The organism is Aquimarina celericrescens (assembly GCF_042682765.1).
Taxonomy (GTDB): domain Bacteria; phylum Bacteroidota; class Bacteroidia; order Flavobacteriales; family Flavobacteriaceae; genus Aquimarina; species Aquimarina celericrescens.
Genome location: NZ_JBHUHY010000032.1, coordinates 44,017 through 63,869 on the forward strand (window position 1 = coordinate 44,017; position 19,853 = coordinate 63,869).

Consider the following 19,853-nt stretch of genomic DNA (forward strand, 5'->3'; position numbering starts at 1 on the left):
TGTTTTATCTTAAGAAATAGAAAAAGGAGAGAATGTTGAAAATAAACATGAATTCTTTAACATGAATTAAAACTTTGAATAAATAAATATAAAGTATTGATTATCAATCTATTTATTATTTAAAAAAACACTCTTTTAAATCCTAAAAACATTATGAAAAGAAAAAAATTCGCACACAATATAGCTCTTTGGTACAATAATAGTCATTGTTATAAATTTATTTTATTACTTTAGTTTTTCAACCCCTAATTTATATCATGAAAAAGCTGTTCCCCCTACTGCTGCTTTTTTTGACGCAAACTGTTTTGGGTCAATACTATACTGTACTGGATTCTGTACAAAAATCGCCTATTTCATATGCTACTATCTCTTTCGGTAATGGTAATGGTACTTTTGCGGATGCTGATGGTAAATTTCAGTTTTCTAAAAAATGGTACCCCGATATCGATTCTTTATACATATCGGCATTAGGACATAAAGAAGCAGCCCTGGCAACCAAATCCTTACCAGAACAAATATTGCTGGTTCAAGATATAGCAGAGCTAAAAGAGGTTATTATTACTGCAGAAAAGAAGAGAAAGTATAAAACAAAACGATTGGCAGCAGAAGTGCATAATGACTATTTTAGATGTTGGTTGCCAACCGTAGAATCTGAAATAGCTGTTTTTTTTCCGAAAAACTCTCAAAAACCAACAAAAATAGCTTCTGTATATTTACCCGTAAAGGTTGAATCTTCAAACAGAAATGCTTCAAGAGAACAATCTTTTTCTACCTTATTTAAGATGCAGTTTTATAGTAATAATAATGGGTTTCCTGGCGAGCGCTTACCTTACGAAGACATCATCTTCAATGTTACTGATAAGGATAAACCTAATTTTGAACTGGACGTTTCAGAATATAAAGTATACATTCCTAAAGAAGGTATCTTCGTTTCTGTGCAGGTACTCGGATATGCTGATAAACAGGGAAGACTTCAACAAACTAAAAAATATCACGAGGTAGAAACCAGAAAAGGTATCATCAAAGTTTCAACAACGTTTAGACCTTTATTACCCTTTACCAATAAAATAAATGGTTTTAAGACTTTTACCCGTAGGATTTTCTACAAAAACAGAACTTGGCAACGTTTTGATCGAGAATACAGCAAAAATAATAATCTGATCAAGAATAATGATACTAATTATGGGATAGGATTAAAGTTGAATTTGTACGAGGAAGAATAACAAGGAAGGGAACTAATCAAGAAAGGATCTTCTTTTTTGATTAAACTGTACCGCGGCTTCATGTTTAATGTCATGTTCGATTTTGTTTTCTACATATCCCACAGCATCTGAGATCGTCAAGTAATAATGATCAACTCCTAACTTATCTGTAAACCCAGACCGTTTAAGGAAATCTCTTACAGGACCTATTGTCCCAACCATGAGTAATTGAATTTTCAAATTATCGAGATATTGATATGTGTCTTCTAAAATATGCAACCCTGTACTATCAATATCATGCATATTGGTATTGTCGAGAATTAAAAATTTTGGAAGTTCCTTGCGATCTGAAATAAATTGCTGAATTGTATCTTTAAAATAGCTTGCATTTCCAAAATATAATTGATTATCGAAGCGAATAATTAAATACTCTTTTGATTGTACCGCGTTGGGAAATCGATTGATATTACGGTAATAGGTTGTTCCTGGTATATTTACCAGCTCGGCTATATGTGGACGAGAACTGTAATATTGAAGGAATATAAAAGAAAGGATTACTCCTATAAAAATACCCTTTTCCACACCAAATATCAAAGTTCCAAAAAATGTAATGATCATTACTATAAAATCTCGTCTTTTAAGCTTGAATAAATACTTGGCTTCTCTAAAGTTAATTAATCCAAATATCGAGACTAATATTATTGCCGCAAGAACTGCTTTTGGTATGTAGTAAAAGAAAGAGGTAAGGAATAAAAGCGATAACACCACCATAATTACAGTTATTATTGATGATATTGTAGTCTTGCCTCCTGCTTCATCATTAATCGCTGTTCTGCTATAACTCCCTGAGGAAGGTACTGCCTGAAAAAAAGCCCCGATTACTTTTGCTATTCCCAATGCAAATAGTTCCTGATTGGGTCGAAGTATATGATCGCGGTTTTTCATTTCCATAGATTTTGCAATACCAATACTGCCTACATACCCAATAAAAGTTACCGTAAGAACTGACGGGATAAGCGTTACCATAGTATTATAATCCATTTCTGGAATCTTAAAGAAAGGTAATCCTTCTGGAACATCTGCGATAATAGCTACCCCCTTTTTATTAAGTTTTAAGAGGTAGGTAGCGATAGTTGTAATAACAAGAACAGTTAGCGCACCGGGAAATGAGCGTTTCCATTTTTTTAAAATTATAATTGTAACCATAGAGAACACACAAATTCCAAAGGTTATCCAATTGGATTCCATAAAATGAATTAGTGCATACCAAACCGTGTTATGTGTATATTTAAAATTAGGAATATCAAAACCCAGGCTTTCTTCTAGTTGAGAAACAATAATAATTATTGCAGCTGCAGAAATAAATCCGGAAATTACAGGTTGAGAAATTAGATTCACCAAAAATCCCATCCTCAAAATGCTAAGCAGGATTTGTAATAACCCAATGAGTAAACTGGCAAATAGAACTAGTTCTATAAACTTATCTGTAAAAGGATCTGCTAGCTGTCCAACACCACTCATTACCAATATAGCCGTTACCGCCACGGGACCAATACTTAATTGTCTTGAAGTACCAAAAATAGCGTACAATACCAAAGGAACTAAACATGTGTATAAACCATAAATTGGAGGAACCCCCATAAGTAAAGCATAAGCAATAGCCTGAGGAATCAATATTACTCCTACTGTAATACCAGCAATTGCATCCTTTTTAAAAACAGCGGCATCGTACTTTTTATTAGTAAAGAGCTCAAGAACGGGAATTATTTTATGAAGCGTTTTGACCTTGTCGATATTTTAAGTTGATCATGTAAATCTACAACAGTTCGCAATTTATGCCAAAAGAATTTCTAATTGTCAAATTTATGTAAAGGTTTTACTTATTTTTGATAGCATTCAACTAAATCGAATGAATGAAACCTTACTTCTAGTCCTTCTCGCTGCAATAGGATTTATTGCAGGGGTTATCAATACTCTTGCTGGTGGTGGATCATTACTCACCTTACCGATGCTAATTTTTATGGGTTTACCCCCAGCTGTTGCTAATGGTACAAATCGTATAGGGATTTTTATACAAAGTATTACCTCTATTGCCGGTTTTACAAGCAAAGGAATTAAGCCTTCTATTTTTGGATTATATTTAGGAATTTCATCTTTGGCTGGATCCTTAATTGGTGCTCAAATTGCAGTTGATATCAAGGGAGAAACTTTCAATAGGATTCTAGCTGTCATCATGCTGATTGTGGTATTTTTTATGGTATTTAAACCAAAAATAAACATCGCAGATCTTTTAGAAAGAACTCAAGGTAAATATTTGTGGCTTTCTATTTTGACCTTTTTCTTCATTGGGATTTATGGAGGATTTATTCAGGCTGGTGTAGGTATTTTTATTCTTTTAGCATTAACTTCTATTAATTACATGAGCCTTGTCAAGTCTAATGCCGTGAAGGTTTTAGTAGTATTCATATATACTATTGGAGCACTTGCAATTTTTATCTATAATCAACAAATTGATTATTTATATGGTATTGTGCTTGCTACAGGAAATGCAACAGGAGGATGGATTGCTAGCAGATGGGCAGTAAAGAAAGGTGACGGCTTGGTCAAAGTATTTCTGGTTATTATGGTAGTAGCCATGGCGATTAAACTGTGGTTAGATAGTTAGATTTCAGGAATAAAAAAAACTTACAGTTCTAGACGAGTAACTTTTTGAACGATTATTCTTATCTTTCTGCTACTAACAAACACATAATCGTCTAAAAATGAAACTTAACATCCCCTGTTTCTTATTAATTTGTTTCCTCTTAGTAAACTGTAAGTCACAAAAAAAAGAAGGTCCCGAAGTAGATAATGAATCGGTTAATGAGACGCCTGAAGAAGTCGTTGAAAAAAAAGAAAGTGATATCAGTATCGATCCCATTGAGCATGCTACCGCTATTATAAAATGGAAAGAAAAAACGATTTACATTGATCCAAATGGTGGGCCTAAAGCATTTGAAGGTAAAAAACTGCCCAACATCGTTCTAATTACAGATATACATGGAGACCACATGAATATCGATACTCTGGACAGCCTAAATCTTTCTAAAGCTGAAATAGTAGTTCCTCAAGCGGTGGCAGAAAGACTTCCTGCTAGTTATACAGAACGTCTTGTGATCATTAATAATGGAGAAACAAAGGAAGTGCAAGGTATATCTATTGAAGCAATCCCCATGTATAACCTTCGAGAAGAAGCATTAAAATTTCATGAAAAAGGCCGCGGAAACGGATATGTAATTACACTAGGTAAAGAAAGAATCTACTTTTCTGGAGACACCGAGGATATTCCGGAAATGAGAAATCTAAAATACATTGACAAGGCTTTTGTTTGTATGAATCTCCCATATACTATGACTGTAGAAAGTGCGGCAGATGCAGTGCTCGAATTTAAACCAAAACAAGTGTATCCATATCATTACAGAGGGCCTGAAGGACTGAGTGATGTAAATAAATTTAACGAACTCGTCTCAAAAGATTCTGATATTGAAGTGATACAACTTGATTGGTATCCTGGTATTCCATAAAAGTAAAACTGTACAAGTACACTTATATTTTCTTCACACGAACGGCAATCATGCCTTTGGGCCCTTTTTCAAGCTCAAAGGAAACGTTGTCGTTTTCTACAACGTCTTGCATTAAACCATTAACGTGTACAAAATAACGCTCCTGGGTTTCATCATCGTTAATGAACCCATACCCTTTTGAGTCATTATAAAAGGCGATTTTACCTCTTCTAACAGGATCAAAAGGTACTTTTTCGCTTTTTGGAATACCTATTTCAATATTTTCTGCTTTGATCTTTTTCTTTTTTGAAGGATCTGGCGGAGTGTCTGTAGGAAAACCATTTTCATCAACGTAAGCGATCATGCTATCCAAACCACTTCCTTTATTGGAGTTTGCTTTTCGTTCTTCCTTCTTTTTTTGCTTCTCTTCTCGCTTTTTTTGTTTTTTCTTTTCTTTTTCTATTTTGCTAAATGTCTGTTGTGATTTTGCCATTCGTCGTTTTCTAGTTTTTAATTAAGGCTATTTTTTATCGTCATTGTCATCGAAATACTAAACGAATGATCAGGAAAGGGCAATTTGTAAGATTGATTTACCGAATACTCTACATAGCTGCTACAATAACAGGTAACAGTTTACTTCTTAAAGTTTAAAAAATCTACTGAAATCTATACAAAGATAAGCGTTCCATTTCGATTTTTAAAATTACTATATAAATTGATGATTTTTCAATAGATTTTACCCATACACTTAAGAAATTCTTAATTTCGTCTGGATAAATTCTTGATATCTAAATTTGCATGACCTTAATTCTCAAAAACCAATCACTACACCGCCATTTTGCGGTGTATAAACCGTATGGATATCTCAGTCAATTTGTAAATAATGGTCAAAAACAAAACTCTAAAAAACTACTTGGCGAATTATCTAATTTTCCGGAAGGTACTATGGCTATAGGACGATTAGATGAAAAATCTGAAGGACTATTACTTTTAACAACAGATGGTAAAGTGAGTAATCATATTTGTAGTCGTAAAATTGAAAAAGAATATTATGTCCAGATTGATGGAATCATAACCTTTGAAGCCATACAGCAATTGGCAAAAGGAGTAGAAATTGGTTTTGAAGGAAAAAAATATACAACTGCACCTTGTAAAGTCTTCAAGTTAGATAGTATCCCAAACTTTCCTCAACGATCAAAAAAGATACGTGACGACAGGCACGGCCCAACCGGTTGGATCTCGATTACGTTACAAGAGGGGAAATTTCGCCAAGTGCGCAAGATGACATCCGCAGTTGGTTTTCCCACATTAAGATTAGTTAGAATACGAGTTGGAACTATTCATCTAAATGACATGAAAGTTGGAGAAGTGCGAGAATTGAATGCTCTTTAGGTTATAATATTATTCATTCAATAATTTCTGGAACTCTTCTAAATATCGCCCTACATGATAGCCATCTGCCAAACCATGATGCACATGCACCGACACGGGTAAGGTAAGTTTTCCTTCAACCTTGGTATACTTTCCGAAAGAAATTTTAGGTACACTATCTATAAATTGAAAATGTCTGGCGTGTGAAAGTCCGGTAAAGTTATACCATGGAATAGAAGAATAGTGAACTGTATCTATTCGTTTAGCATTATCAGTATGTCGTAGCCCTTTACTGTTTTTAACCTCTTCAATCTCTTTTTCAGATTCTGAAACAAACGTTTCAAAATTATCATAGTACTCCATGAATGAAAACCCAAAGGTATGATCTTCCCGGCCTATTGTAGGTGATGCATGAATTTTATCATATAAAAACACACTACCATTTTCGATACGATACCTAAAAGCCTCAACACTATTGGCAGCTGATAATGATTTATGTAAATAGAATAGGAAATAAGGATATCCTAAATCCTTTATTTTCTGATACCCTTTTGTGAAATCCAAATTAGTAGTGATACCAAAGAAGGGTTCATCAAAACCACCAAAGAACTCAAAATGCTCTTTTCGATTCCAGGTATTCAGATCTAATTTAGTTCTCATTACTTACAATATCTCTAGCAGCTCACTTGCTTTGGTAAAACTTTTAAAATTCGGATGGCTAATTTCTTCATCGACCATTTCGTGCGCCCAAGTCGTATGAAATGGAATATGAAATGCATGTGCACCTATATTTAACACAGGAAGAATGTCTGATTTTAAAGAATTACCTACCATCAAAAACTCGTGTTCTGCTATATCCAAGTGACTTACCAGCTTTCTGTACTGCTTTTCAGTTTTATCTGATACAATTTCTATATGATGAAAGTGTTTTTCTAGACCAGATTTGATTAATTTACGCTCTTGGTCCAATAAATCCCCTTTGGTGGCCATCACCAATCGATATCGTTGAGATAATTCACCTAGAGTAGAATCGATCCCATCGATTAGCTCTATAGGTTCCTGGAGCATTTGTTTTCCTTTTTCTATAAGTTTTTCTACCAATGCTATCTTCATGTCACCATTAGAAATGGTAATAGCTGCTTCAATCAATGAAAGTGTAAACGGTTTAATACCATATCCATATAACGGTAGATTTTTCATTTCTACATCAAAAAGTAACCTACTGGCTTCTTCTCTCGACATAAATTCTTCAAGAAGATCACAAAGCTCATCCTCTGCGCTTCTAAATAATGTTTCATTTACCCAGAGGGTGTCATCGGCATCGAATGCAATTACTTTAATCTTTTTTAATGGCATTTATTTTATTATTTGAGAAAAAGTTCAGTTGAACATACTAACTCTAACAGCAAAGCGTACTTAGCTACTCACTTACAAATCATTACCTCACTAATTTTTTGTACTTAATACGTTTTGGCATCAAATCACCGCCTAAACGTTTCTTTTTATTTTCTTCATAATCAGAGAAACTACCTTCAAAGAAATATACCTGAGAATCTCCTTCAAAAGCTAGAATATGAGTACAGATACGATCCAGGAACCACCGATCATGTGAGATTACCACCGCGCATCCCGCAAAATTTTCAAGACCTTCTTCTAAAGCTCTTAATGTGTTGACATCTAGATCATTAGTGGGTTCATCTAAAAGTAATACATTACCTTCTTCTTTAAGTGTCATAGCTAGGTGTAACCTGTTACGTTCACCTCCAGAAAGTGTTGACACTTTTTTATTCTGCTCACTTCCACTGAAATTGAAACGGCTTAGATAAGCTCTTGAATTTACTTGTCGCCCACCCATCATGATCAACTCTTGCTCGTCACTAAAATTTTGCCAAATCGTTTTCTCCGGATCTATATTACTATGACTTTGATCTACATACGCTATTTTTGCAGTGTCACCTACAATAAAACTTCCTTTATCCGGCTGCTCTTCTCCCATGATCATTTTGAAGATTGTAGTTTTACCTGCACCATTCGGACCGATAATTCCAACAATCCCCGCCTGTGGTAATTTGAAATTCAGGTCTTCATATAATAGCTTATCCCCAAAAGCTTTGCTTACGCCTTGGGCTTCAATAACATTAGTACCTAATCTTGGACCATTAGGGATATAAATTTCGAGTTTCTCGTCAATCTGCTTTTGATCCTGACTTAATAATTTGTCATAATTGCTTAAACGAGCTTTTTGCTTAGCCTGACGTCCTTTAGGCGCCATACGAACCCACTCTAGTTCTCGTTCTAGTGTCCTTTGGCGTTTGGATGCCTGTTTTTGCTCTTGTGCAAGACGTTTAGATTTTTGATCTAACCAAGAGGAATAATTTCCTTTCCACGGGATACCTTCTCCTCTATCCAATTCTAAGATCCAACCCGCAACATTGTCTAAGAAGTACCTGTCGTGTGTAACGGCGATAACCGTCCCTTTGTATTGTTGTAAATGATGCTCTAACCAATGTACTGATTCGGCATCAAGATGGTTAGTTGGCTCATCCAAAAGTAATACATCGGGTTGCTGAAGCAGAAGACGACAGAGTGCAACTCTTCTTCGCTCTCCACCAGATAGTACTCCTATTTTCTTATCGGATTCTGGTGTGCGCAACGCATCCATCGCTATTTCTAATTTGGTATCCAGTTCCCAGGCGTTGCTCGCATCGATTTGATCCTGAAGATTAGCCTGCTTGTCCATAAGTTCCTGCATTTTATCAGGGTTCTCATAGACTTCGGGTAAACCAAACATATCATTGATTTTGTTGTATTCGTCAAGAACTGCGACAGTCTCTGCCACACCTTCTTTTACAACTTCAAGCACGGTTTTTTCAGGATCCAATTGAGGTTCTTGCTCTAATAAACCCACCGAGTATCCTGAAGCAAATACAACATCTCCCTGATAGTTTTTATCAACACCTGCAATGATTTTAAGTAAAGTGGATTTACCAGAACCATTTAAACCTAGAATTCCGATTTTAGCTCCATAAAAAAAGCTTAAATATATATTTTTAAGTACCGGAGTATTTGCATTTTTGTAAGTTTTACTAACTCCAGACATGGAGAAGATAACTTTTTTGTCATCTGACATAAGCCCCTAAGATTATTTTAAGTTAGATTATTATTCATTATGAAAAGATTAAACTCTTCCTTTTAAAGCATTAAATACCCATGCAATGGCAAAAAAACCAACACCAACAGCCGCAAAACCATATCCTGACACATCTCTGTATCTAAATGCTCCTAATCCTATAAGTGCCAGTCCAACGACTATCATAATGAATGTAGCCCAGGCCAGCACAGTATTTTTATTCATTCCCATAAATTGTTATTTAGTTCTTATGTTAACCATGTGTTAAACATGAATAGGATGCAAATATCGGTATTTTATCGTCAAAAAATATGTTTTTACAGAAGTGTTAAGATATTAAAATAGCTTATTATCTGTCTTACAGTTAATTAAAAATTAACTTTTATTAAAACAAATATTTGAATACTTAAAATTCAATTATATGATATTTCGTCAGAAATTTAGAATTAATCAATCCGCCTGTTAAACTAAACTCTACAAAGAAAAACATAAAACTTTTTTAAATATATTCTAATCCTTCATAAACAACCCGTTTTTTGTATTTTCGTGCAAACAATACACACAAAATGGACATAAACTTCAATAAAAACGAAGATCATAATAAACTATTGGTATCTGAATTGAAGCAGAAACTAGCCAAGGTAAAATTAGGAGGCGGTGAAGAAAGAATAGGAAAGTTGCACGCAAAAGGCAAAATGACCGCCAGAGAGAGAATTGATTATTTATTAGATAAGAATTCAAAATACATTGAGATAGGAGCTTTTGCTGGCGAAGACATGTATCATGAACATGGAGGTTGCCCTAGTGGAGGTGTTGTTGTGAAGATCGGCTTTGTAAGTGGCAAACAATGTATTGTCGTTGCCAATGACGCTACCGTAAAGGCTGGTGCTTGGTTCCCCATAACCGGAAAGAAAAATCTTAGAGCTCAAGAATTATCTATCGAAAATAGACTTCCTATCATATATCTTGTTGATAGTGCTGGCGTATACCTTCCTATGCAAGATGAAATATTTCCTGATAAAGAACATTTCGGAAGGATTTTTCGTAATAATGCGGTAATGAGCAGTATGGGAATCACGCAAATATCAGCAGTAATGGGTAGTTGTGTTGCCGGAGGCGCATATTTGCCTATCATGAGCGACGAGGCGCTGATCGTAAATAAAACCGGAAGTATTTTCTTGGCGGGAAGCTATCTGGTGAAAGCGGCTATAGGAGAAACTATTGACAATGAAACACTTGGTGGCGCTACTACTCATTGCGAAATATCTGGAGTCACAGATTATAAAGCAAAAGATGACAAAGATGCGCTAGATACTATCAAAAACATTATGTCAAAAATTGGTGATTTTGATACAGCAGGTTTTAACCGTTCTAAACCTTCTAAACCCACAGAAAACCCGCAAGAAATATATGGAATCTTACCAAAAGCTCGTAATGAACAATATGATATGATGGAAATCATCAAAAGGTTAGTAGATGATTCTGATTTTGAGGAATACAAAGCCGGCTATGGGCAAACTATTTTAACCGGATATGCCCGTATTGATGGGTGGGCAGTGGGTATTGTTGCTAATCAGCGTAAAATTGTAAAGACCAAAAAAGGCGAAATGCAATTTGGCGGAGTAATTTATTCTGATTCCGCAGATAAAGCAACACGATTTATTGCGAATTGTAATCAGAAAAAAATACCATTGGTATTCTTACAAGATGTAACCGGTTTTATGGTAGGTAGCAAAAGTGAACACGGAGGAATCATAAAAGATGGTGCCAAAATGGTTAATGCGGTAAGTAATAGTGTTGTACCCAAGTTTACTATTGTAGTCGGTAATTCTTACGGAGCTGGTAATTATGCAATGTGCGGTAAAGCTTATGACCCTAGACTCATATATGCATGGCCAAGTGCAGAATTAGCCGTTATGGGAGGGGCCCAGGCTGCCAAAGTATTATTACAGATAGAAACTGCCTCTCTAAAAAACAAAGGAGAAACATTATCTGAAGAAGATGAAAAGGCATTATATGATAAAATAAAGGCCAGGTACGATCGTCAGATCTCACCGTATTATGCAGCAGCTCGAATTTGGACAGATGGAATCATAGACCCTATGGAAACTAGAAATGTGATTTCTATGGGTATTGAAGCTGCCAACCACGCTCCTATCGAAAAGAAATTTAATTTAGGAGTGATTCAGGCGTAATGCTACCATTTGCCCGTTTTATAAATAGAACATTTCAAAGACTGAGTTCTCCAGCTCACATGCAGAACTCAGTCTAATAAAGCTTATTTATTAATTACGTTTAGGGATAGTTATCAATTCTGTTTGTCTTTCATTGACATATCGAAATCCTTCTCTCCCCCAAAAACCAGCTTCTTCCAGCATAATACGAACGTCTTTTTTCCATTCTGGAATAGGTACTGTAGTATTCAATTCAATAGCGTATACTGTATTTTGATAAAGTGGATAATCTCCTGTTCCCGGAACTCCTCCCTGTGAATCCCACATCCCAATTGTAGGCCCTGCAGAATGTCCATATAGTCCTAATGGATGTGTATAAATAGAGGGGTTCAGACCTTCTGCTTTCCCTTGTTCTAGTGATTTCAAAAGGATCTCATTTCCAGTCTTGCCAGTTTCAAAATTTGAAGTAAAAATATCCTGAACACGATTTCCATCTGCAAAGGCCTGTACCAAAAACTCTGGAGGAGAAGTTTCATCATTCTTTAATATATAAGCATGTTGCTGACAGTCAGTATTTAATCTCAAATAAGTAATACCAAAATCACAATGAATTAAGTCTCCCGGTCTGATTATCTTATCTTTTGGTCTATCAGAAAAAGAAACGATATGACTTTGTAAAGCCTCCCCTGTGCGTTGTATATCAACAGTTGGGTGAAACCAAGTCCTCAAGCCCATATCGGTTACTTTTTGTCGTAACCACCAAACTACATCATCTGTTGTTGTGGTTCCTGGTTGTATGACGGAGGTGCTAAATGCTTCTTCAATAATATCATGAGTGATTTGCACTAGCTCCTTATAAATCTCCATCTCTTGTTCGGTGCGAGTTTCGATCCAAGCGATTGCAAGTTTTTCTGCTGAAGTTACTTTAGGTTTAAATTCATCAGGAAGCACATTCATAAATGCCTCATAATCGGTTTTTACAATTCCATCTAGGATACCATAATGTTCAGAGAAATTAATTGCAATAGTTTTTGGATTCCTTTTTGAAATGATATCAATCAGTGCTTTCCATTGGTTAGGTTCCTTCTCTTTATCCCAAGCAGAATCAATACTCTTGCCCACATTATACCTTGCCACGGCTAGTTTCTCTATAGTATTTTTTTCTTTATTTCTATAAAAAACTAAAATTGTTCTTCTTCTGGCATTTAGCCATGTTGAGGGTAGCATTGTTTTTAGTACCGGATCCTCATTATATTCACGAGAAATCACAATCCACATATCAAACCCTGTTCGATCCATTAGTTGGGGCAAAAGGTTATTGAAGCGATCTTCGAGCACCATATCGATTGCGGCTGCTCTTTCTCTTTGTTGAAGGATTTGAGACTTTGAAGTGTAACTAACTAATAATAAGAAAAGTAAGATATGTTTCATGATAAGGGCATGTAAGGATGACTTGTGTTTCTATTGAAAACTAAATGTATCATAAAAAATAGACACCTGCAAAACAATATAGATGTCTTATACATATGAGTACTTTAAGTGACTCTTCATATGTTTTTTCAGGTTATAAATTGAGACCCTGAACTAACTCTAGGGTTTTAGATCTCTGAACTTTACCATTTTCTGTTTCGATAAACTGAGGAAGAAAAAAAATCTCTTTAGGGATTTCATATTTGGTAAGGATTTGAAGACTGTTTAACCCTTCTCGCAATGCCAATTTGAAAACATGGTTATAATCTCTTTCTATAATTAAAACCAATTTGTCTCCTAATAGATCATCTGGAATACTGGTAATAAAAAAACGATGGCTAATTAACAATTGTAATTTTGTTTCAATTTCTTCAGGATATAATTTTACCCCTCCGCTATTAATTACATTATCATAGCGTCCTTTCCATCGAAACTTTTTATAAGTTTTGAGTTCAACGACATCATTGGTAATAATTATCTCATCATTAAGCTGTGGCGCCTTAATAACCAAACAACTTCTATTATCAACGCCTAAGGTGATATTTGGTAATGCCTTAAAAAAAGTAGCGTCCTTTTTATCCTTTTTTTTTGGATTAATTCTTCTTGCCGCTATATGAGAAACAGTTTCGGTCATTCCATAGGTCTCAAAAATCTTAGTTTTAACACCTTGTACTAGTTGTTTTAGGTTTTCTGAAACAGGTCCTCCACCCACAATTAGTTTTTTTATTAAATGAAGCCTATTAAGAGAATTATCTAATTGCAATGGAACCATAGCGCAAAAATCATATTGCTTAAATAAGTTATCCAGCGGGTTCGTCTTAGGCGGTACTAAATCTATCTTCCAACCTAGAACCAATGCTCTAACAAGCATCATTTTTCCGGCGATATAGTTTGCAGGAAGACATAATAAGGCTGTTGTTTCTTCTTCTGCATTAAAAAATTTACCCGTAGCCTTGGCGCTGTTGATCATATACTCTTTGTATACCTTTATCTTTTTTGGTTTTCCTGTAGAACCCGAAGTTTTTACAATAATATGATCTTTTTCATTCAACCAATCCAGTAAAAAATGTCCTACCTCCTGTTCATATACCTCCCCACTTTTGATAAAATTATATGAAATACGCTTCAAACTCTCTGTATCGACAGCTCGCTTGTTAATAGCAAATTTTTCATGTATTTCGGGAATAGAAAATGTACTCATGATTACTTCATCCAAATTTCAATCTTATCACATATAAACATGTTATCAAATTGTAAAAAGTACATTATATATGTATTACTAATTTACAACCCCAAAAAGTTTATCTTTCCAATTTGTCCATTGATATTTTTTTGATAATATATATAGAAAGATCGGAAAAATAATTAATACCGGGGCCAATACTTCATATCCAGAACTTGGGTCTGATACATCTATGAATATCGAATCCGTTTGTAAAGCCGTCCAATCTGCAGTAACCAGTAATACTGTGACCAGGTTATTTGCAGCATGAAATCCAAGTGCCAGCTCCAGGCCTTCATCCATTAAGGTAATAATACCCAGAAAAAAGCCCGTACCTATATAATATACCATAATGATATATCCTATTTTTTCAACTTCAGGATTTGCGATATGCATGATCCCAAAGAGAACTGACGTTACTATTAAAGCTGTCAACTTACTCTTTGTTGCAATTCCAACCCCCTGCATTAAATATCCCCGAAAAAGATATTCCTCGAAACTGGTCTGAATAGGGACTAGCAGAATCGCAATGACTGTAAGAATCAGAAATGGTAAAGGCTCAAAATTAATTTGATAGGTATCCGGATATACAAAATAAATAACAAGCGTAGAAATTATAATGAAAGAAGCCATCAAACCGAAAACGAAAAATATCCTTCCCCAATCAATTTTTTCTCTACTAGTAGTTAGGGACAAAATGCTTTGTTTATGAACATATCGTACCCAAAACAACAGCACAGCCAGAAAAATAGCCATAAATAGCATATTTTCAGCAAAAAACCTATTCTTTCCTTTACTCTGTATTTCCTTCTCCATCATTGCAGCCACATCTATATCCAATATGCTAACTATGAGATACTGTAATCCTATTAGTCCCATAAACACCAATGGTATTGGCAAATATTTCCACAATCCTAGTTTTCCTTGTCTTCCTTGTTCTATGTACATGTATTTGTTGGGTTGTTGTTTTAAAAATTTATTATCCATTCTGTGGTTTGGTCATATACCAAACTGCCATTATTTATATCTAACGGAGATTGAAAGTTATTGGTATAAAGACTTCCTGTTCCTAGCCCTTGTGGCATATCACTTTGCAAAGTATACGTATATTGAGCTATAGCATTTAGACCGATGTTGCTCTCTAACGCACTGGTGATCCACCATCCTATATCCAATTCTTCAGCTAATTGAACCCATTCTGTAGTTCCTTTAAAACCTCCTATTAAACTTGGTTTAAGAATGATATATTGCGGCTGTATAGTTTGTAACAATTTTTTCTTTTCGGTTACATCAAAAACACCAAGTAACTCCTCATCAAGAGCAATTGGTAAGGGCGTATTGTTACATAAATCTGCCATTTCTTTTAATTGACCTTGCTTAATAGGTTGTTCAATACTGTGTAGATCATACTCTGATAATAGTTTTAATTTTTCTAAAGCTTCTTTTGGATGAAAGGCACCATTTGCATCCACCCGCAATTCTATGGTATCTGATGAAAATTGAGATCGTATCTCATTCAATAAATCTAGTTCGGTATTAAAATCTATAGCACCGATTTTCATCTTGATACAATGAAAACCACTACTCAATTTATCCTCAATCTGTGCTTTCATATACTCTTTGTCTCCCATCCAGATAAGTCCATTAATGGGAATAGAGTCTTTATTGTTAGTAAATTCAGAAGGGAATAATAAAAAAGCAGACCTGCTTTCAAGTGATTTAAAAGCCATCTCAACACCAAACTGAATGCTTGGGAATTTAAGAAGTTCATTCCAAAGAACATCGACTCCAAGATGAATATTCTGGCAGGTCCATTTCAATTTTTCTTCATAATCCGGTCTGTCATCAATACTTAATGTTCTTAGTATCCCACATTCTCCTATTCCTCTTTTTAATCCATCGGTAATTGTGATAAACCAGGTTTCTTTCGTTTTTAGAACTCCACGCGAAGTACCACTAGGTATCTTAAAATTGAGAATATATTTGTGATAAGTAGCTTTCATCTATAATTCTATACTCTCTCCTATTTCTAGTAGCATCAAATCTTTGTTTTTTTCAAAAAATTTACGTTTGGCCTCATCATGATCAATTTCTATATAACCAAAAGTATCATAATGCACACCAAGCACTTTATCACACTCTATAAAATCACTCGCTACAATAGCATCATCAATACCCATTGTAAAATTGTCTCCAATAGGAAGAATGGCAAGATCTAATTTGGCATGTAACGGAATAAGCTTCATATCCATGGTTAAGGCGGTATCTCCTGCAATATAGATCGTTTTATGTTCTCCCTCAATTACAAATCCACCAGGCTGCCCTCCATAGGTCCCATCTACAAAACTACTAGTGTGTACGGCATTCACATATTTGATCTTACCAAACTCAAATTCCCAGTTCCCTCCATGATTCATAGGATGTATTTCAATCCCCTTATTTTGATAATACATAGCAATCTCATAATTTGAAACTATAGTTGCATTACAAGATTTTGCTATAGCTTCTGCATCTAACACATGATCCTGATGTGCATGGGTAAGCAATATATAATCAGCTCTAATTGAATTTACATCTACTTTATCTTTGGAAATTGGATTCTCTGAAATAAAAGGATCTATTAAAACGTTAATATCATTAATTTGAATCAACAAGGTATTGTGCCCATAAAAAGTGATTTTCATAAATGAGAGTATTTATTTTATCTGAAAATTATAAAATCTGACTCAGACTAAACAAAATAGAAAGCAAAAATGTTGTTAAAGCTACTTTTTTAAGTTCAGGATCTAATAATTGGCTATGCTTTGTAGTTTTTACTTTTCTGATATGAATTAATAATGGGATAAAGGCAATTAAAAACAATAAGCCTTTTGGATTTTTATAGGTTATTAAAAGAAATAACAGCATAGTAATCATTGACAATACAATCAAGCTATAATGATATTTTCTGGCGCGATGAATACCTAATTTGACAACCAAAGTATTTTTCTGAGCTTTCTTATCGCTATGATGATCACGCATATTGTTTAAGTTTAACACAGCAGTGCTCAAAAGTCCAATGGTCACTGCGGGAAGAAAAACTACTCCATTGAGTTCCTTTGTAAATAAAAAATAACAACCCACAACACTAACCAAACCAAAAAAAATAAATACAAAAACATCACCCAAACCACGATATCCATAGGCCGAATTACCTATTGTATATTTAATTGCAGCTGCAATTGCCCCTAACCCTAATACAAAGAAAAAAACTGAGTAGAAGAAATTCTCTTTTCCAAAGGATACATATATAAGAGCAATCGCCACTATCAATGTAAGAAAAGCTGTAAGTACAATTGCGTTAAGCATCCCTTTCTTCGAAATTGCTCCGCTTTGCAATGCTCTTTGCGGTCCCACTCTATCTTCATTATCTGTTCCTTTTACTCCATCACCATAATCATTGGCAAAATTAGACAGTATCTGCAATCCCAAGGTAGTAAGCACTGCCAACCAAAAAATGGAGGTGCTGATAAAACTTTTGTTTCCCAGTGCAGACCCTACAATAATTCCCGATACGGATAAAGGTAACGTACGCAAACGTGCTGCAGAGACCCATGCCTTCAATGTATTCATTCAAAATTGATTTATGTTCAAAGGAACAGTATTTTCAATTAAAAAAAAATAAAAAATGCTTCCTTTTGAAAGGAAACAAATGGATAAATTTGAAATTTAAGTTTCAGTATGATATAAACTACGCCATGTCATACTACCGATTGATGAAAAAACACAAACTGCTTTTCTTTCTTACGATAGAAGATCCAAATAAATATGAAGATTTTATTTTTACGAATTTCGCAATTCCCCTTTTTCCCGTTTTTATTATTCTTTTAATAGATTAGCAGTTTTAAACCACTAAGTATTTATGAAGAATTTTATAAAAACCACTACCTTTTTACTTTTATGCTTTGCTTTTAGTTGTAATAGTAATTCTAAAAAAGAGGAAGAAACCACCTCAGAAGTTTCTCAAATAGATTCGAGGCAATTAATTACTTCGAAAAATCAGCCTTTTATCTGGGAAGGTGCTAATGTTTATTTTCTACTTACCGATAGGTTTAAGAATGGAGACAACAGCAATGATGATGTTTTAAACCGTACTAAGGAAACTGGAAAATTAAGAGGATTTGAAGGTGGAGATTTCAAAGGCATTATTCAAAAAATAGAAGAAGGATATTTTGAAGAACTTGGAGTAAATGCCCTTTGGTTTAACCCTGTTGTAGAGCAAATTCATGAAAGTGTAGATGAAGGAACAGGAAATACTTACGCTTTTCATGGGTATTGGACCAAAGACTGGACAAAAATAGATCCTAATTTTGGCACTTATAATGATCTGAAAAAGTTAGTAGAAGTTGCCCATCAAAACGGAATACGCATACTTATGGATGTTGTAATGAATCATACTGGACCTGCTACCGATGAAGATCCTGTATGGCCAGACAACTGGGTTCGTACCTCACCACAATGCACGTACAAAGATTATGAAAGTGCTGTGGCCTGCACTTTAGTAGAAAATCTTCCAGATATTAAAACTGAAAGTGATGAAGAAGTAGAGCTTCCCAAAATTCTTTTAGACAAATGGAAAGCCGAGGGTAGACTAGAGATCGAATTGGCAGAACTGGATGTCTTTTTTGCGAAAACAGGGTTAAAAAGATCACCCAAAAATTATATCATCAAATGGCTAACAGATTATGTAAGAGAACTAGGTATAGATGGGTATCGCGTAGATACAGTTAAACATGTAGAAGAAGATGCATGGAGCGTGCTTGCTGAACAAGCAAAAATTGCATTTTCGGAGTGGAAATCAAAAAATCCTGATAAGGTATTGGATAAAAATGAATTTTATGTCTTAGGAGAATTGTATGGCTACGGAATTGACGGGAAACGATACTATGATTTTGGGGATCGCAAAGTAGACTATTTTGCACACGGATTTGACAACATGATCAATTTTCAATTTAAATACGATGCAATACAAAGTGATTATGAAAAGCTTTTTAGTAAATACAGTAAAATACTAGGAACTAATCTTACAGGCAAAAGTGTTATGAATTATATAAGTTCTCATGATGACGGGGATCCTTTTGATAAGGATCGAACCAAAACCTACGAATCTGCTACCAAACTTTTGCTCACACCAGGTATATCACAAATTTACTATGGTGATGAAATAGCAAGGCCTTTAATTATTGAAGGAACAAAAGGTGATGCGACATTAAGATCAAACATGAATTGGGATGACATAGATAATGAAGATACCAAAGTGCTATTGAATCACTGGCAAAAGTTAGGAAGGTTTAGAAAAGACCATCCAGCAATCGGTGCGGGAACTCACAAGATGATCTCAAAATCACCTTATGTTTTCTCTAGAAATTATCAAAATAATGGATTTTCTGACAATGTAGTAATAGGACTGGATCTTCCAAAAGCTCAAAAAACTATAAAAGTAAACTCTGCTTTTCCAGATGGTACTACTCTAATTGATCAATATTCGGGTGTAGAAACTACAGTTTCTCAGGGTGAGGTATCTTTTACTTCTGATTTTGAGATCGCTTTATTAGAAAAGAAAATATAAAAAATAGTATACAATCCATAATAAACAAGAGAGGCTGTCTAAAAACATTTAGGCAGTCTTTTTTATTTGAGCTATTTTCTATTTTGAAGCTTTTGATTTCATAAAAGTTGTTAGTTGATAGTAGTTAGTTGATA

18 protein-coding genes are annotated in these 19,853 nt (G+C 34.7%); 6 read left to right on the forward strand and 12 right to left on the reverse strand.

The window, feature by feature from the left end:
* Positions 1–257: 257 nt before the first annotated feature.
* Entirely contained in the window at positions 258–1,223 is a 966-nt protein-coding gene (locus ACFSJT_RS18795; RefSeq protein ID WP_378321881.1) for a peptidase associated/transthyretin-like domain-containing protein, read from the forward strand.
* Between the two features lie 12 nt (positions 1,224–1,235).
* Here ACFSJT_RS18795 and ACFSJT_RS18800 read toward each other — a convergent pair whose 3' ends face one another.
* Complete coding sequence (locus ACFSJT_RS18800) at positions 1,236–2,996, reverse strand: SulP family inorganic anion transporter (RefSeq protein ID WP_378321898.1); 1,761 nt, start codon at positions 2,994–2,996, stop codon at positions 1,236–1,238.
* A gap of 115 nt (positions 2,997–3,111) precedes the next feature.
* Here ACFSJT_RS18800 and ACFSJT_RS18805 point away from each other — a divergent pair, with 115 nt between their 5' ends.
* Together ACFSJT_RS18805 and ACFSJT_RS18810 are read left to right on the forward strand one after the other, a co-directional pair.
* Complete coding sequence (locus tag ACFSJT_RS18805) at positions 3,112–3,867, forward strand: sulfite exporter TauE/SafE family protein (RefSeq protein ID WP_378321882.1); 756 nt, start codon at positions 3,112–3,114, stop codon at positions 3,865–3,867.
* A gap of 97 nt (positions 3,868–3,964) precedes the next feature.
* Complete coding sequence (locus ACFSJT_RS18810; protein WP_378321883.1) at positions 3,965–4,765, forward strand: MBL fold metallo-hydrolase; 801 nt, start codon at positions 3,965–3,967, stop codon at positions 4,763–4,765.
* A gap of 22 nt (positions 4,766–4,787) precedes the next feature.
* Here the strand turns inward: ACFSJT_RS18810 and ACFSJT_RS18815 are convergent, their stop codons facing one another.
* Positions 4,788–5,237: a cold-shock protein gene (locus ACFSJT_RS18815; protein WP_378321884.1), complete on the reverse strand. Its 450-nt coding sequence runs from the start codon at positions 5,235–5,237 to the stop codon at positions 4,788–4,790.
* A gap of 305 nt (positions 5,238–5,542) precedes the next feature.
* Here ACFSJT_RS18815 and ACFSJT_RS18820 point away from each other — a divergent pair, with 305 nt between their 5' ends.
* The gene (locus ACFSJT_RS18820; RefSeq protein WP_378321885.1) at positions 5,543–6,136 is read left to right on the forward strand and encodes a pseudouridine synthase; all 594 of its coding nucleotides are present in this window, start codon (positions 5,543–5,545) and stop codon (positions 6,134–6,136) included.
* A 9-nt stretch (positions 6,137–6,145) separates the two neighbouring features.
* Here ACFSJT_RS18820 and ACFSJT_RS18825 read toward each other — a convergent pair whose 3' ends face one another.
* From ACFSJT_RS18825 to ACFSJT_RS18840, 4 genes are all read right to left on the reverse strand, one after another.
* Positions 6,146–6,775, reverse strand: a complete 630-nt coding sequence (locus ACFSJT_RS18825) for a CatA-like O-acetyltransferase (protein ID WP_378321886.1) — start codon at positions 6,773–6,775, stop codon at positions 6,146–6,148.
* A 3-nt stretch (positions 6,776–6,778) separates the two neighbouring features.
* Positions 6,779–7,471, reverse strand: a complete 693-nt coding sequence (locus tag ACFSJT_RS18830) for an HAD family hydrolase (RefSeq protein ID WP_378321887.1) — start codon at positions 7,469–7,471, stop codon at positions 6,779–6,781.
* An 82-nt stretch (positions 7,472–7,553) separates the two neighbouring features.
* The gene (ettA, locus tag ACFSJT_RS18835) at positions 7,554–9,245 is read right to left on the reverse strand and encodes an energy-dependent translational throttle protein EttA (RefSeq protein ID WP_378321888.1); all 1,692 of its coding nucleotides are present in this window, start codon (positions 9,243–9,245) and stop codon (positions 7,554–7,556) included.
* A gap of 48 nt (positions 9,246–9,293) precedes the next feature.
* A complete protein-coding gene (locus ACFSJT_RS18840; RefSeq protein ID WP_378321889.1) occupies positions 9,294–9,476 on the reverse strand; it encodes a CAL67264 family membrane protein in 183 nt (60 codons plus the stop codon).
* A gap of 335 nt (positions 9,477–9,811) precedes the next feature.
* Between ACFSJT_RS18840 and ACFSJT_RS18845 the strand changes: the two genes are divergently transcribed.
* Entirely contained in the window at positions 9,812–11,440 is a 1,629-nt protein-coding gene (locus ACFSJT_RS18845; RefSeq protein WP_378321890.1) for an acyl-CoA carboxylase subunit beta, read from the forward strand.
* Between the two features lie 90 nt (positions 11,441–11,530).
* Here the strand turns inward: ACFSJT_RS18845 and ACFSJT_RS18850 are convergent, their stop codons facing one another.
* The 6 genes from ACFSJT_RS18850 to menA all read right to left on the reverse strand — a co-directional run bounded on the left by ACFSJT_RS18850 (position 11,531) and on the right by menA (position 17,723).
* The gene (locus tag ACFSJT_RS18850; RefSeq protein ID WP_378321891.1) at positions 11,531–12,850 is read right to left on the reverse strand and encodes a M24 family metallopeptidase; all 1,320 of its coding nucleotides are present in this window, start codon (positions 12,848–12,850) and stop codon (positions 11,531–11,533) included.
* Positions 12,851–12,983: 133 nt separating this feature from the next.
* On the reverse strand, positions 12,984–14,090 hold the full coding sequence (locus ACFSJT_RS18855; RefSeq protein ID WP_378321892.1) for an AMP-binding protein: 1,107 nt from the start codon (positions 14,088–14,090) through the stop codon (positions 12,984–12,986).
* A gap of 78 nt (positions 14,091–14,168) precedes the next feature.
* The gene (locus tag ACFSJT_RS18860; RefSeq protein ID WP_378321893.1) at positions 14,169–15,098 is read right to left on the reverse strand and encodes a CPBP family intramembrane glutamic endopeptidase; all 930 of its coding nucleotides are present in this window, start codon (positions 15,096–15,098) and stop codon (positions 14,169–14,171) included.
* The gene (locus ACFSJT_RS18865; RefSeq protein WP_378321894.1) at positions 15,080–16,114 is read right to left on the reverse strand and encodes an o-succinylbenzoate synthase; all 1,035 of its coding nucleotides are present in this window, start codon (positions 16,112–16,114) and stop codon (positions 15,080–15,082) included. The genes ACFSJT_RS18860 and ACFSJT_RS18865 overlap by 19 nt, the downstream gene beginning before the upstream one ends.
* Positions 16,115–16,795, reverse strand: coding sequence for a metal-dependent hydrolase (locus tag ACFSJT_RS18870; protein WP_378321895.1), 681 nt, complete (start codon positions 16,793–16,795; stop codon positions 16,115–16,117). It lies immediately after the preceding gene.
* Positions 16,796–16,823: 28 nt separating this feature from the next.
* Positions 16,824–17,723 (reverse strand): 1,4-dihydroxy-2-naphthoate octaprenyltransferase, encoded by a 900-nt coding sequence (gene menA, locus ACFSJT_RS18875; protein WP_378321896.1) that lies wholly within the window; start codon positions 17,721–17,723, stop codon positions 16,824–16,826.
* Positions 17,724–18,012: 289 nt separating this feature from the next.
* Between menA and ACFSJT_RS18880 the strand changes: the two genes are divergently transcribed.
* A complete protein-coding gene (locus ACFSJT_RS18880; RefSeq protein WP_378321897.1) occupies positions 18,013–19,719 on the forward strand; it encodes an alpha-amylase family glycosyl hydrolase in 1,707 nt (568 codons plus the stop codon).
* Positions 19,720–19,853 lie beyond the last annotated feature (134 nt).